Source organism: Oleiphilus sp. HI0066 (assembly GCF_001635725.1).
The window spans coordinates 15198-29605 of record NZ_LWFH01001300.1 but is presented as its reverse complement, the minus strand read 5'-3'; the positions used below and the strand labels follow the sequence as shown (position 1 = coordinate 29605).

Annotated in this window: 13 protein-coding genes; 7 read left to right on the top strand and 6 right to left on the bottom strand. The window is 45.3% G+C overall.

Annotation, left to right across the window (positions count from 1 at the left end):
- Nucleotides 1-77: 77 nt before the first annotated feature.
- From A3738_RS18970 to A3738_RS18950, 5 genes are all read left to right on the top strand, one after another.
- Complete coding sequence (locus A3738_RS18970; protein ID WP_231876703.1) at nucleotides 78-932, top strand: YicC/YloC family endoribonuclease; 855 nt, start codon at nucleotides 78-80, stop codon at nucleotides 930-932.
- A gap of 134 nt (nucleotides 933-1066) precedes the next feature.
- On the top strand, nucleotides 1067-1693 hold the full coding sequence (gmk, locus tag A3738_RS18965; RefSeq protein WP_068480252.1) for a guanylate kinase: 627 nt from the start codon (nucleotides 1067-1069) through the stop codon (nucleotides 1691-1693).
- 79 nt (nucleotides 1694-1772) lie between these two features.
- Entirely contained in the window at nucleotides 1773-1985 is a 213-nt protein-coding gene (gene rpoZ / locus A3738_RS18960) for a DNA-directed RNA polymerase subunit omega (RefSeq protein ID WP_068480249.1), read from the top strand.
- Between the two features lie 131 nt (nucleotides 1986-2116).
- Nucleotides 2117-4240, top strand: coding sequence for a bifunctional (p)ppGpp synthetase/guanosine-3',5'-bis(diphosphate) 3'-pyrophosphohydrolase (locus A3738_RS18955; protein WP_068501392.1), 2124 nt, complete (start codon nucleotides 2117-2119; stop codon nucleotides 4238-4240).
- Nucleotides 4241-4284: 44 nt separating this feature from the next.
- On the top strand, nucleotides 4285-4671 hold the full coding sequence (locus A3738_RS18950) for a RidA family protein (RefSeq protein WP_068501394.1): 387 nt from the start codon (nucleotides 4285-4287) through the stop codon (nucleotides 4669-4671).
- A 35-nt stretch (nucleotides 4672-4706) separates the two neighbouring features.
- Here A3738_RS18950 and A3738_RS18945 read toward each other — a convergent pair whose 3' ends face one another.
- Nucleotides 4707-5573: a hypothetical protein gene (locus A3738_RS18945; protein ID WP_068501397.1), complete on the bottom strand. Its 867-nt coding sequence runs from the start codon at nucleotides 5571-5573 to the stop codon at nucleotides 4707-4709.
- A gap of 101 nt (nucleotides 5574-5674) precedes the next feature.
- Between A3738_RS18945 and recG the strand changes: the two genes are divergently transcribed.
- Nucleotides 5675-7756 carry an ATP-dependent DNA helicase RecG gene (gene recG / locus A3738_RS18940; RefSeq protein WP_068501399.1) on the top strand — a complete coding sequence of 694 codons (2082 nt, stop codon included), beginning with the start codon at nucleotides 5675-5677 and terminating at the stop codon, nucleotides 7754-7756.
- Between the two features lie 56 nt (nucleotides 7757-7812).
- Here recG and A3738_RS18935 read toward each other — a convergent pair whose 3' ends face one another.
- Nucleotides 7813-8427, bottom strand: coding sequence for a hypothetical protein (locus A3738_RS18935; RefSeq protein WP_068501401.1), 615 nt, complete (start codon nucleotides 8425-8427; stop codon nucleotides 7813-7815).
- A 35-nt stretch (nucleotides 8428-8462) separates the two neighbouring features.
- A complete protein-coding gene (locus tag A3738_RS18930) occupies nucleotides 8463-9503 on the bottom strand; it encodes an AraC family transcriptional regulator (RefSeq protein ID WP_068501459.1) in 1041 nt (346 codons plus the stop codon).
- 365 nt (nucleotides 9504-9868) lie between these two features.
- Here A3738_RS18930 and A3738_RS18925 point away from each other — a divergent pair, with 365 nt between their 5' ends.
- A complete protein-coding gene (locus tag A3738_RS18925) occupies nucleotides 9869-11257 on the top strand; it encodes an HDOD domain-containing protein (protein WP_068501404.1) in 1389 nt (462 codons plus the stop codon).
- Here A3738_RS18925 and rsmA read toward each other — a convergent pair.
- The 3 genes from rsmA to A3738_RS18910 are packed head-to-tail and all read right to left on the bottom strand — an operon-like array spanning nucleotide 11254 to nucleotide 14405.
- On the bottom strand, nucleotides 11254-12054 hold the full coding sequence (rsmA, locus tag A3738_RS18920) for a 16S rRNA (adenine(1518)-N(6)/adenine(1519)-N(6))-dimethyltransferase RsmA (RefSeq protein ID WP_068501407.1): 801 nt from the start codon (nucleotides 12052-12054) through the stop codon (nucleotides 11254-11256). The two genes, A3738_RS18925 and rsmA, sit on opposite strands and share 4 nt — an antisense overlap.
- Nucleotides 12055-12065: 11 nt before the next feature.
- Nucleotides 12066-13070, bottom strand: coding sequence for a 4-hydroxythreonine-4-phosphate dehydrogenase PdxA (gene pdxA / locus A3738_RS18915; protein WP_068501410.1), 1005 nt, complete (start codon nucleotides 13068-13070; stop codon nucleotides 12066-12068).
- Nucleotides 13071-14405, bottom strand: a complete 1335-nt coding sequence (locus A3738_RS18910) for a peptidylprolyl isomerase (RefSeq protein WP_197472284.1) — start codon at nucleotides 14403-14405, stop codon at nucleotides 13071-13073. It lies immediately after the preceding gene.
- Nucleotides 14406-14408: the final 3 nt, after the last annotated feature.

Sequence of the window (14408 nt, the reverse complement as noted above, 5' to 3'; positions counted from 1 at the left end):
GTGGCTCGCGCCCTCACTTTCCACTATGATTCTCAGACGTTTACAAAACCACTTTGAGAAGCTTCATGATAAAAAGTATGACCGCGTTTGCACGACAAGAAGCAAACACAGAAGGCGGCACATTGACTTGGGAAATTCGCAGTGTAAATCACCGCTACTTAGAGCCGAACTTTCGTATTCCAGAACAATTTAGGGAAGCTGAAGGACAGCTTCGCGAGCAACTACGTAAAAAGTTGGCACGAGGTAAATTAGATTGCTCATTGAAATGGCAAGCAAACGACCATGCAAATGAAGACATCGCAATTAACACAAACATCTTAAAGCAGCTCAATCATGCGCTGAGCGAGATCTCTTCCAATATTGAGCACAGCGCCAAACCTTCAAGCTTAGAGATTCTTCAATGGCCGGGCGTCATTGAACATACCGAAGCGGACAAGGGCGAACTTATGAAGCTCTGCGTATCGGCATTTGCGCAAGCGATAGACACTCTGATCGACAATCGCAAGCGCGAAGGTGAGCAACTAGCGCCGCTGTTTGAAGACCGCTTAAGCAAGATTGACGACATCGTAATTGAGGTCCGCGGCAAGCTGCCTCAAATTTTAGAACAGCAACGTGAAAATTTACGTAACCGCTTTGCTGAGCTCAGTGTTGATTTGGACGAACAACGTATCGAACAAGAAATGGTCGTCCTTGCGCAAAAGTCTGATGTTGATGAAGAGTTAGATCGCCTAGACGCACATGTAAAAGAAGTCCGAAAAGTGCTGAAGAAGAAAGAACCTGTTGGACGCCGACTCGACTTTCTAATGCAAGAGCTGAACAGAGAAGCCAACACCCTCTCATCTAAATCAATCGTGACCGACACAACACGCGCAGCTGTTGAGCTCAAAGTATTAATAGAACAAATGCGAGAGCAAGTGCAAAACGTCGAGTAAAGACTATCGTTTACTCCCTATCTTTATAGCCAAAGTGGCTGTAAACTGTGCCGGCTTAAATCAGTCGCCGATTTACAGCCTCTTGCGTAAATTTTCGCGGCAGCATTACTCTTAATGTAGGGAATAAGCGATCAATGACGACCACGCATACTTCAGGCAAGTTATACATAATTGCCGCACCTTCCGGTGCAGGGAAAACCAGTCTCGTTCACGAGTTAGTGAATCGCTACAAAAACATCACCGTCTCTGTTTCTCACACTACTCGCGACAAACGTCCTGGTGAAGAAGACGGCATTAACTACAACTTCGTTAGCACCGACACGTTTAAATCTTTAATCGATCAAGGCGACTTTCTCGAGCATGCAGAAGTATTCGGTAACTACTATGGCACGTCAAAAGAATGGGTACAGAGCCGACTTGATCAAGGCCTAGACGTCATTCTAGAAATTGACTGGCAAGGCGGCCGCCAAGTACGCGAACAATTCCCACAAGCATTGAGCATCTTTATTATTCCGCCATCCAAGGCTGCACTGCACGCAAGACTCGAAGGCCGCGGTCAAGACAAACCTGAAGTCATTGAGCTACGTATGCAAGAAGCCGCTTCAGAGTGTAGTCATTACGAAGAGTTCGACTACCTTGTTGTAAACGAAAACTTCGACCAAGCGCTGGCTGAATTAGGCGCTATATTTACCGCTCAAAGATTATTGTTAGTAGATCAAAAACAACGTCATCAAGAGATACTCAACGATCTATTGTCTTAAGCGTACAACTAACATAGAATGCGCGGTTCTTTTTTGAGCTATGCTTAGTTCTATATTCGAATTCTAGAGGTGAAATTAAATGGCACGAGTGACCGTTGAAGATTGTTTGGAAAATGTAGACAACCGTTTTGAACTTGTCATGGTTGCGACCAAGCGCGCTCGTCAACTTGCAAACACTGCGCAAGAGCCAATGGTTCCTGTTGAAAACGACAAGCCAACAGTATTAGCGCTTCGTGAAATCGCTGAAGGCCATATCAACGCAGGTAATGTTGATTTTAGCGAAGAAGAATAACTTCTTTGCGATAATACGCTTGAAAAAACAGCTCGCTCAAATATCATTAGGGTGAGCTTATAAAAAGCTGAACAGCTTTAGCCGTTCGGCTTTTTTTATTTCTTCATTCCGCACAAGTGAGCAGAGAAAGCGTGCCCGATATTGATGGCTTAATCGAGAGAGCCGAGTCCTACCTAGACACCAACAAGGTAAGACTGATTGAACGCGCCTATTACGTCGCAAAAGAGGCGCACGAAGGGCAATATAGACGCAGTGGCGACCCGTACATTATTCACCCTATTGCTGTCGCCAATATTCTCGCAGACCTTCACCTTGATCACGAAACACTCATGGCAGCATTGCTGCATGACGTCATAGAAGACACCGAAACTAGCAAAGACGAATTAGCCGAAGAGTTTGGCAGTGCCGTTGCGGAACTGGTCGACGGGGTGAGTAAACTCACACAAATAGAATTCAAATCTAAAGCTGAAGCTCAAGCCAATAATTTCCAGAAAATGACGTTGGCGATGGCGAAAGATATTCGCGTTATATTGGTTAAACTTGCAGATCGCCTTCATAACATGCGGACGCTCGGTCCATTGCATCATGAAAAGCGACGGCGGATCGCCACAGAAACGCTAGATATATACGCACCGATCGCAAATCGCTTAGGCATTAACAGCATTAGAACCGAGCTTGAAGATCTTGGATTCCAAGCGCTCTACCCAATGCGCTCCAAATACATTCGCAAAGCGGTCAAAAAGCTTCGCGGAAGCCATAACGAAATCATCGAAGATATCCAAGGTAAAATCGAGAGTCAGCTAAAAACGCGACATCTTACTGGCGAGGTTATCGGTCGAGAGAAGCATCTTTTCAGCATCTATAAGAAGATGAAGTATAAGCATCGTTCTTTCCATGAAATTATGGATGTATATGCTTTTCGAATTATTGCTGAATCTGAAGACGATTGTTATCGCATTCTCGGTGCCTTACATGCGCTCTACAAACCTCTACCTTTCCGCTTCAAAGACTATATTGCCGTCCCTAAGGTAAACGGATATCAATCACTGCATACCACGCTATTCGGTATGCATGTGAACATCGAAGTGCAAATTCGCACCCAAGAGATGGAAGACCTTGCCAACTACGGGATCGCGGCTCACTGGCAATACAAAGACGACTCCAGTATGGCGCTTGCAAACCAAGCCCGTATAGATCGCTGGTTGAGTGGCCTGAAAGAGATTCGAGAAAATGCTGGCGACTCAATGGAGTTCTTCGAGCACGTTAAAATTGATCTCTTCCCAGACGAGATCTATGTCTTCACACCGAAAGGAGCAATTCTCGAACTACCAGCTGGCGCAACACCGATAGACTTTGCTTATGCCATTCATACTGACATTGGAAATGCATGCGTCGCCTGTCGCATCAACAAACAACTTGCCTCATTAAGCGAGCCTTTGCAGAGCGGTCAAACGATAGAAATTATTACGGCTCCAGGCGCAAAACCAAGCCCTGCATGGCTAAATATCGTCACCACAGGCAAGGCAAAAAGTAGTATTCGTCACTTTATCAAGCTGAAGCAACACGAAGAAAATCTATCTCTTGGTAAGAGCCTGCTTGAACGCTCAATGAGCAGCATCAACCTAAGCTGGGAAAACATCAGTGAAACCCACTTAGTCAACGTGCTCGATCATAACAAAGCAAACTCACTTGATGAGCTACTGATTCTAGTCGGCCAAGGATTGCGCATGCCTTATATCATTGCGCGTCAGCTCGCTGCAGAAGATGCAAGTCAAATAAGTAGCGAAACCGAAGAGCCTGCAAAACAAAAACTGATCATCAAAGGAACAGAAGGCATGCAAGTCAGCTTCAGTTCCTGCTGCTACCCAATTCCGGGCGACCCTATCATCGGGCTACCGGATTCAAATTCTGGTGCGGGCCTTATCATTCACGCAGAACAGTGCAAAAAAGCACTGCGCCTTAGCAAAGCGCCAGACCGACTTTATCTATCTTGGGTCAAGGATATTACGGATGAATTTGCGGTTGAATTGCGTATTGAGCTCGAAAGACAGCGCGGCATTATTGCCGAGTTAGCATCTGCAATCACTCGCGCCGAGGCAAATATCGAACACATTGGTGTCAGCGAGCAGAACCCTCATATGAGCACGATAGAGGCCGTCATCTACATTCAAGGTCGACGCCATCTTGCTCGTGTGATTCGCCGACTACGTAACATTAAAGCGGTGATTCGCATTCAAAGAATTATCAATCACTAAAGGCGCTCATTTACATTTGGCGCAACAATAGGTAAGGTTTAGATATGAGCAACAAATCAATTATTCAGTCAGATGCTGCACCAGCAGCGATTGGTACCTACTCGCAAGCAGTGAAGGCAGGTAATACTTTGTACCTTTCAGGTCAAATTCCTCTTGATCCACAGAGCATGGAGCTTGTTGGTGGCGGCATCGAGAATCAAATTAAGCGCGTGTTCGAAAACCTAAAAGCAGTATGTGAAGCTTCTGGTGGTTCACTTCAAGATATCGTGAAGCTAAATATCTTCCTCACAGACTTAGGTAATTTTGCCGCGGTCAATGAAGTAATGGCTACCTACTTCCAAAAACCTTACCCAGCGCGCGCTGCGATCGGCGTGGCTGCATTGCCAAAAGGCGCAGAAGTAGAAATGGATGGAATCGTTACCCTTTCATAAAACATTAAGAGTGAGCGCGCCTCACAAAAGCGCGCTCATTGATCAATCACTTCCAACATATTTGCATATCCTTCCTTGAACGAAGAGAATTTAAGTTGATATCCAGTCTCCTGCATTCTCTTATTACTTAAACGCTTATTTCCCGCCCTGCGCCTCACTGCCTCAATGCGACTGTCGTTCAGATTAACATCGAGTTTGTTCGCGATAAACGCATACACCTCGTTCATATCGACAGGATTATCATCAGTACAAACATAGAGCTCATCCAGTGCCTGACCTTGCGCATGCGACTTCATCAAAAATGTTAGAAAACCCACTGCATCTTCTTCATGAATTCGGTTGCTACGTCTAAGAGCGTCACTCAATACAGGCTCTTGAGACAAAACTTGATCAATAATGCGTCGACGCGAACCTCCATAAATTCCGCTAAAGCGGATAATAGTGCTCGGCAGGGAGCTATCCCTCAATAAATTTTCTGCCTGAACCAGCACTTTACTCGTCTCACTCATACCGTTGGCAGGACTCAACTCATCGACCACAGAGTCATCATCCTGAGCATAGACACTCGTACTTGAGACAAAAAAGAGGTGTGGCGGAGTCTTTAAACTTTTAAATTTCGTTATGCAGTGAGTAAGGGCATTGTAGAAAACGCGTCGGTACGCTTCCGCTCCCCGACCGCCGGGCGTGACACAAAACAAAATCGCATTATAGTTATCAGGTACATTCGTCCACGTACTTGCCTCACTAATATCTCCCAAAAACATATGCTCTACACACGCAAATTGGTCTGGAGCATCAATAGACGAGCGCTTTAGTACATCGATACATCGCTCCGACTCAAACCCCAAAGCGACTTTACTAGCGATCTGTCCAAATCCAACAAATAAACTTTTGTGCTGCATACCCACCCTTTTATCTACTGCATTCCATATGAAAACCCTCTAACATTACTAGAAATGTGCGACCAACAATACTCATACGCTTCAAGCAAATAAATTCAATAATGGCTAGCCTCAACGAAGTTCCACTTACCCAACTCAAAGGTGTTGGAGAAAAATTCGCTCTAACGCTTAGTAAGCTTGATTTACATAGCGTGCAGGATCTTATATTCCACCTCCCTTTTCGTTACGAGGATAGAACGCGCATTGTACCTTTGTCACAAATACGTGTAGGCCAACATGTACTGTTTGAAGCAGAAGTAAAAGGCAGTCGCGTGGTTATCGGACGACGCAAAAGTTTGGAAGTACACGTCAGAGATAGTTCTGGGCAAGTTGCGCTGCGTTTCTACCACTTCAGTGCTGCTCAAGCGAAACAATTAAGCAATGGCTCACGAGTGCGTTGCTATGGCGAAGCTCGCTTAGGACAAACAGGCTTAGAGTTTTATCATCCGGAATATCAAGTTTTAAAACCTGGTGATAAACACTCTCCTCCAGAAAAGCTCACGCCTATCTATACGCTCACTGAAGGTGTGCAACAACCTCGTTTACGTAAGCTATGCGCTAGCGCTTTAGGCTATCTAGACAGACACCAAGTAACCGAACTTATTCCTGGCTCGATCTTAAAAGATCTGCAACTCCCAAGCCTTCAAGAAGCCGTTCGTTACCTTCATGCGCCACCAACGGATGCTGATCAACATGCCTTGCTAGAAGGCGAGCACCCATATCAACAACGACTTATTTTTGAAGAGCTATTGGCGCATCACCTCAGCCTTCTGCAACTTCGAAGTAGCATTCAAAGCAAAGCATCACCTGCATTCGTCGCTACAAGCGATAGTGAAGCTATAAAAAATGAATTCTTGAATTCATTACCTTTCTCGCTAACGGGAGCCCAACAACGTGTTAGCGATGAAATTGCTGGCGACTTATCTCATTCATTCCCAATGCTAAGGCTCGTCCAAGGGGATGTCGGTTCTGGAAAAACTGTTGTTGCAGCACTAGCCGCGTTGCGCGCAGTGTCCCACGGTCATCAAGTCGCGTTCATGGCGCCAACCGAAATTCTTGCTGAACAACACTATGCTAATTTCAAGTCGTGGCTTGCACCCTTAGGTATAAGGGTTGGCTGGCTTAGCGGCAAAGTGAAAGGAAAGAAACGTGAGCAAGAACTTATCAGCATCGCAGACGGATCAGCGCAAGTAGTGGTCGGAACACACGCTTTATTTCAAGAGGATGTGCAATTTGCTGAACTGGGATTAGCGATCATCGATGAACAACATCGCTTTGGTGTTCATCAGCGCTTAGCGTTAAAAAACAAAGGCAAGCAAAACACAACACCTCATCAGCTCATTATGACGGCCACCCCTATTCCGCGAACGCTCGCAATGAGTGCCTATGCCGACCTAGACACCTCAGTCATTGACGAGCTACCCGCCGGCAGACAAGCCATAGAGACCTTTGTGCTGCCAGACACACGACGTCAGGACATCCTCAGTCGCGTACAGTCTATCTGCGAAGAGGGTCGCCAAGCTTATTGGGTCTGCACATTAATTGAAGAATCTGAAGCCTTACAGTGCCAAGCTGCAGAAGCTAGCGCTGCATGGCTGAACGAGCAACTTCCAGAGCTTACAGTAGGGCTCGTTCATGGCCGAATGAAGGCCGACGAAAAGTCGTTCATGATGGAGCAATTCAAGTCAGGAAAAATAGACCTACTCGTGGCGACAACGGTTATAGAAGTAGGGGTCGATGTGCCAAACGCTTCATTAATCATTATCGAAAACCCTGAAAGACTCGGCTTAGCGCAGTTACATCAGCTTCGTGGTCGCGTGGGTCGAGGAGAACATAAGAGCTATTGCGCACTCATGTATCACCCACCGCTCTCTCAAAACGGCAAAGAGAGACTCTCTGCGATGAGAGAAAGCAACGACGGATTCAAGATCGCTGAAAAAGATCTCGAAATTCGCGGGCCCGGTGAAGTATTAGGGACACGACAAACCGGATTGGTCTCTTTCAGAATTGCGGACATTCAACGTGATGCGGCTTGGCTAGATACCGTCAAACAGGTTGCTCAAATAATGCAACGCTACCCAAGACAATCAAGCGCGCTAATTGAACGCTGGGTTGGAAATAGACAACAATTTGCTGAGGTTTAACGATCGTATGAATAGGGTCTGACCCCGTCAAGGGGTCAGACCCTTTAAGAAAGGCATTAGGGCTTTGGACCAACAACAATATTACCTTTCCTGTTTATTTCGTAATAAGGGACGGCCAAAGGCATTATATACTCATTTGAAGAAATACCAGCCACATCGTAAGTGAAGCGATGGTTTTCAAAATTGATAGACTGGCGACCAAAAGAACAAGAAATAACTCCCTCATATACTAAGCCATTTGATAGCTCTATCGCCCCGCCATGATAAATAAGATCTCCACAAAAAACCCAGTTACCATGCTCACGGACAAAAACTCTGCCTCTAGACTCCCAAGTTTTAAAAACAAAAAACTCTTTGTCTTTCGACCTAAAATTACCATCAAATTTCTCTGACCAGGAACGTTCCAGAATGTAAGGTTGTGTTTTGACGGGTTCATAGGTTTCTAACCATTCGATTTGCTCTGGTGTTCGTCTGTACACCCAAATCTCATTGTCGAATTTTTTGAGTTCCCCGTAGTCCAGGTTTGAGGCGGCTATCTCCACCTGCCATTTATCTATGGAATTTTTAGGAGGATTCATTGATTTAACAAATGGAAGGAAGCTCATTACTAAGCCAAAACCAAGTAAAAATAGAACGATATATTTAAGGAGCGTTTTTCGATTAAAAAGCATTGTTTGTCCATTCCATGGAAATAAATCTTTCGTTTTTATAAGGACTTTGTTTGGATTTGATATTGGTGTGGAGATTCCCCCGTCCAACGTTTAAAGGCTCGACTAAAGGCACTCACCTCAGAGAACCCCAATAAAAAAGCTAGCTCGGTAAAACTGTACTTGTCTTCTTTTATACTGCGAATCGCAAATTCAGAACGAACCTCATCCACAATCTCATGATAAGAAACACCTTCTTTTTTTAGCCTTCTGTATAGAGTATTACGGCTCATATTTAAACGCCTAGCAACAGTGCCAGCATCTAAATTAGGATCAGAAAGCTTCTTAGCAACAATTTGTCGAACCTGCTCTTTGATTGAAAGATTCGCTTTCAAAGATGCGAGAATCCGGTCGAGATGCACCGTCAACACGCGGTACAAGGTTGGGCTATTTCGAGGCATTGGATAATCTAAATATGCCGCGTTAAATACAATCGAGGCCACTGGCTGATCAAACTTTACTGGGCACTGGAACAAGGTTTCGTAGCTAGCCGCATAAGCAGGCTTAGAGTGAGGAAAACTCACGTAACGAATATCTAAACCACTCTGCAATAATCTTCTGGCACGATATGCCGCTAGAGCAAGACTGTACTCCATTTCATAGGAAGAATAGATCGCGGGTTCTTTAACGTGATAACAAATCGCAAAGTCTTGATCGTTACTCTGCAATTCGATCTGAATACTTTCGTTTACGATGCGATAATAGCGCTGGTAGTGTTCAATTGCGCTTCTCAAGGTCTTGCAGTTAAAGAATACATGCCCCACCAAACCCATGCTCTGAGACAGTTCTTCAGCGGCAAGTTGTAAGGCTAGATCCGGTTCTTTTGTATACGATACCGCGTCACGCCAAAGCGCATAATAGCGATCTAATGGAACTCTATTTTCTTCAGCGTCTAAGTAAGAAAGGGAAAGCCCATAACGAGATTGTAAGAGGGATTCGGAGTAACCATTATCGATCAAGCGAAGGAATAACGCGCGACAAGTGACGGCCTGAACGCTTAGCTCAGATTTTAATTCTTCAGTCGCGACACCTTGACTCAATACGCTTCTCTCATCAAAAGGATTGAAACAAATCGTCAACAACTTGGTTCAACAAGTCAAGCCTTGCCCTCTTACTTTGCGTAGTATTTCAAGTTCACAAACCCTTTCAAACAATAATTACTGGAGAGCTTTATGCCTATTTTCGTACCTCATAATGAAGCCGAAGCAGACAATGTAGCGGCTCTTTCTGAATACCTTTCACAGATGTTTTTTTGCTAAAACACCTTACCAGCTCACAAAGCGCGTCAAAGACGCGCTTTTTTATGCCTGTCTGATTATCTTGTTCTACACTAAAAACTACATGGAGTTCGGCTACGCAGTATCGATGCCGGCAATATTTATTTCACGGAGCAGTATCAAGGCCTATGAGCATTCCCGCTATTATCATCGACTCACTTAATCAATATGCAGAACATAATGATTATGAGGCACCAGAAATCATCCCACGCCACGATGTAGATGACGCTGATCGCGTTTGCTTAACGCTTATGTCAGATATGCTAGGCCGTGCCCAAGTACTTTTCCCAGCCGATCGCTTTATTTGTCCGGAGTTACTCAATAATTGTATGGGTCGTGAACTTAAAGTGGTTGAGCAAAGCGATCAAAATAGCTTGTTAAGCCAATATGAACTTAACGCGATCCCAGCCATCCCCGACATCACGGGCATACCGACAATCGTTGATAATGCGCTCCAGGAAAATACCAGTGAGTACGCCTTCGTTGACATTGGTTTAGCAAAAGATCTCATTCGAATTAAGCGAAGCATTTTCAACAAGATGCTTCAGAAAGCACAAACCGGAGACTTCTCGGTAGCAATTGATAGAGTCAATCAACACAAGGACGCACGTAAAGATGAAGTCGATATTGTCACGGCTCTTGAGAAGTTCACAACGATTCGTATCAAGCAACGAATCGAAGATACTCTAGAGCTTCCTCCTCTTCCGGAAAGTGCACGCGATATTATTCGTTTACGCGCAAATCCCGACGCGAGCAGCGAAGAACTGTCGACTATCGTAGAAAAAGATCCAAGCCTTTCGGCACAGGTAGTTAGTTGGGCATCGAGTTCGTTTTATAGTACAAGCGGCTCAGTTAAATCGGTGCACGATGCAATCGTACGCGTACTAGGTTTTGATCTAGTGATGAACCTATCAATGGGCTTATCGCTGGGACGCACGCTTAATCTGCCCACGGATGAGCCTGAACGCTACTTACCCTATTGGCAAAAAGCATTGTGGATGGCACTAGGAACAACAGCGCTGATTCGTAAAATCAGCCCTGCTTATCGCCCTAGCTATGGCATGGCCTATCTTTCTGGTCTGCTTCATAACTTTGGCTATTTAGTACTCGCGCATATTTTCCCACCTCATCACGCGCTTCTATGTCGTTATAAAGAGGCAAATGCACACGTTGATCCATCGATTCTAGAAGCTTACTGTCTCGAGCTGACAAGTGAACAAGTCGGCAGTATGTTGATGAATGTTTGGACCTTACCTGATGAAGTGGTCGTGGCACTGCGCCATCAGAAAAATCCAGATTATGATGATGAACACGCACAATACGCAAAGTTACTGCACATCACTCAGTATATGTTGGGTAAACACGGTGTGATTCCACAAACGATCAAGAAGACACCTGAAGATTTGTTCGAATTTTTTAGTATGAGTGAAGAGGACGCCGACGAGGCTCTGCTGCCATTATTCGAAGCCCCAGAAGAGGTGATTGGAATGGCTGCAATGATGAAAACTGGAAGCTAAGGCTTCCAGTTGGCCAAGGCCGCATACTGAGCAAGACTTAAATTTTCAGGGCGTAAGCCTGCATCAATATCTAGCTCTTCAAGCGCCTCCAGCTCAATCACACCCGATAGAGCATTACGTAAGGTCTTTCTACGCTTAGTAAATGCCGTTTTAACAATCGTCTGCAAACGCTCAAGCGATTCGACTGGATGCGGCAGCTCTTTATGCGGTGTTAATCTTACGATCGCAGAATCAACTTTTGGAGCAGGTTCAAAGGCATCAGGCCCAACAATAAATAAAGGCTGAACCCGACAATAATATTGCGTCATGATGCCTAATCGACCATACAAAGAATGCCCTGGCACAGCAGCCATTCTCTCTACGACTTCTTTCTGAAGCATAAAATGCATATCTTTCAGATGCTTGATATTGTCGAGCAGGTGGAAGATCAAAGGTGTCGAAATATTGTAAGGCAAGTTACCAACAACGCGCAGAGGGTGCTCTTCATCAGCTAAAGCATTAAAGTCGAACTTCAGTGCGTCAGCCTCATTAATGTTGAAATCAGGGTAATTAAAGAATTTGGTACGCAGAACCGGTATCAAATCTCTATCAAGTTCAACAACCTGTAAGTTGCCATCAAGCCCATCTAACAGATGCTCTGTTAGTGCTCCAAGCCCAGGTCCAATTTCCACCATGCGGTCACCCGGACGCGGATTAATGCCACTGACAATACGCGCAATAATCGCGTCATCGCTTAAGAAGTTCTGTCCAAAGCGTTTTCGCGCTTGATGACCAACGGGCTTCTTTCGTTGAGCCATATTCGTTTTACCTATTTAAGAATGTTGTTACTGGCTTTGACCATATCTATAGCCATCGAGATCGCGGTACGCAAACTTCCCGTATCGATATTTCCAGTTCCAGCTAAATCTAATGCGGTGCCATGGTCCACAGAGGTGCGGATAATCGGTAGACCCAAGGTTATGTTCACTGACTCGCCAAAGCCTGCATACTTCAAAACAGGGAGCCCCTGATCGTGATACATAGCAAGCACTGCATCGGCGTTTTCAAGATATTTTTGGGTAAACAGAGTGTCTGCAGGTAAAGGACCAACTAACTCGCAAGGCGCATCTTCAAAACTAGCCATGACGGGCTGAATGACATCGATCTCTTCTCGCCCCATATGACCATCTTCCCCTGCATGCGGGTTCAGCCCAGCCACCAAAATACGAGGCTTCTCAACACCAAACTTACCGCGCATATCAGCAAGTAAAATCTCAATAACGCGCTGTAAAGATTCAGGAGTAATTGACTGGGAGACGTCCTTAAGGGGTAAGTGAGTACTTGCAAGTGATACTTTCATATGACGATTAGCAAGCATCATAACAACTTTATCGACGCCACACTTTTCTTGGAGATATTCGGTATGGCCGCTAAAACTCACTCCGGCATCGTTGATCACACCCTTATGAACTGGCGCTGTTACGATCGCAGAGAATTCTCCGGAAAGACAACCCTCGATAGCACGATCGAGAGTTCTAAGCACATAAGCGGCGTTGTTAGCGTCTAAGTGCCCAGCCATAACAGGTTGATCAACCAATACACTACATACAAACGCTTGACCTGAGCTTAACTGGTGTGAGGTATTCGGAACATACTCGACCGCTTCAAACGGCACACCTAACTGCTCAGCACGTTCAACTAGTACTTTAGGATCAGCAATGAAGACTAAAGGTGTAGACCACGATTCTTGTGCTAAAAGTACGCATAGATCAGGGCCAATACCGGAAGGCTCTCCTGGCGTGACAGCAAGATAATGAGCTCGAGTATCGCCCACTTATAAGCCCTCTACGCGAAGCGTTTCATCTTTAAACTCGATAAATGCTTCAGACTTAATTTCTTGCAACCAAATTACGAGCTCTTCCTCGAATTTTCTGCGATAGATCAACTGCCTTGCCTGGTTTTCTTGCACCAAGGCACTTATATCCTGCTGTCGACTATCTTGAACTTGTAAGATATGCCAACCGAAATTAGATCGAAATGGCTCACTGATTTCACCAACCTTCGTAGCGTTCATCACATCTTCGAACTCAGGAACCATTTGTCCAGGGCTGACCCAATCTAAAGCGCCACCATCTATCGCCGACACAGGATCATCCGAATTAGATCTCGCTAGCTCTGCAAAATCATCACCATTGATCACACGCTCGTAGAGCTTGTCGATAATCTCTTTAGCTTGACGATCGCTACGAATTGCACTCGGTGCCACTAAGATATGGCGCACCTTGCGCTGCTCAACCCACTGCTCTGTTCCACCGCGTTTATCTAAAGCGGTTATAATGTGGAAGCCACTTGCCGAACGAATCAACTCAGAAGGTTGTCCCTTCACCAAGTTTGGCAGTACATCGGCCGCAATCGATGGCAATTCATTCTCTTTACGCCATCCAATAACACCACCATTTAATGCTTGGCGGCCATCAGAACGAGCAATCGCAACTTGTTGGAAGTCTGCCCCATTCTTTAGCTCTGCTAACACGGCATCGGCACGTTCTTGCGCAGCTTCTTCTTGTTCAGGCGTAGCATCCTCAGGAACTGAAATCAGAATATGACCGATATAGTATTCTGTTCCTGAACGTTCACGTGCCTCACTGGAACTCAAGAAGTTATTAATTTCCTGCTCTGTCACGCGGACGCGACGATCAACCTCACGCTGCTGCACACGCGACACGAGCATTTCACGACGAATTTGCTCTCGCGCTGCGACATAGGTTTCACCCTCTTTCGCCAGTTGTTGTTGGAATTGCTGTAGGGTCATACCGCTTGAGCTTGCGATGTTGACTAAGGTCTCGTTGAGCTGTGCATCGCTCACACGAATACCTGCTAAGTCAGCTTTTTGAAGCTGGATGCTTTCTAGAATAAGCTGCTCTAGTACTCTTTGATTCATGATTTCTTGTGGAGGTAAACGGGTACCCTGCGCCTGCAAGCGTTGCGTAATTTGGCGCAGTCGTTGTTTTAGTTCTGATTCCATGACGATGTCATCGTCAACAATCACAAGTACACGATCTAGTAGCTCCGGTTCATCGTTTGCATGCACGATATTCGGCATCATTACAGCAAGCGTCAACATTAGAGCGATACTTTGCTGCCACTTCATTTTGATCAATCCAAACATAGT

Bases quoted from the DNA above. Each gene is read 5' to 3' on its own strand.
- A3738_RS18970 (WP_231876703.1), top strand. From the start codon at position 78: ATGACCGCGTTTGCACGACAAGAAGCAAACACAGAAGGCGGCACATTG.
- gmk (WP_068480252.1), top strand. From the start codon at position 1,067: ATGACGACCACGCATACTTCAGGCAAGTTATACATAATTGCCGCACCT.
- rpoZ (WP_068480249.1), top strand. From the start codon at position 1,773: ATGGCACGAGTGACCGTTGAAGATTGTTTGGAAAATGTAGACAACCGT.
- A3738_RS18950 (WP_068501394.1), top strand. From the start codon at position 4,285: ATGAGCAACAAATCAATTATTCAGTCAGATGCTGCACCAGCAGCGATT.
- A3738_RS18945 (WP_068501397.1), bottom strand. From the start codon at position 5,573: ATGCAGCACAAAAGTTTATTTGTTGGATTTGGACAGATCGCTAGTAAA.
- recG (WP_068501399.1), top strand. From the start codon at position 5,675: ATGGCTAGCCTCAACGAAGTTCCACTTACCCAACTCAAAGGTGTTGGA.
- A3738_RS18935 (WP_068501401.1), bottom strand. From the start codon at position 8,427: ATGCTTTTTAATCGAAAAACGCTCCTTAAATATATCGTTCTATTTTTA.
- A3738_RS18925 (WP_068501404.1), top strand. From the start codon at position 9,869: ATGAGCATTCCCGCTATTATCATCGACTCACTTAATCAATATGCAGAA.
- rsmA (WP_068501407.1), bottom strand. From the start codon at position 12,054: ATGGCTCAACGAAAGAAGCCCGTTGGTCATCAAGCGCGAAAACGCTTT.
- A3738_RS18910 (WP_197472284.1), bottom strand. From the start codon at position 14,405: ATGTTTGGATTGATCAAAATGAAGTGGCAGCAAAGTATCGCTCTAATG.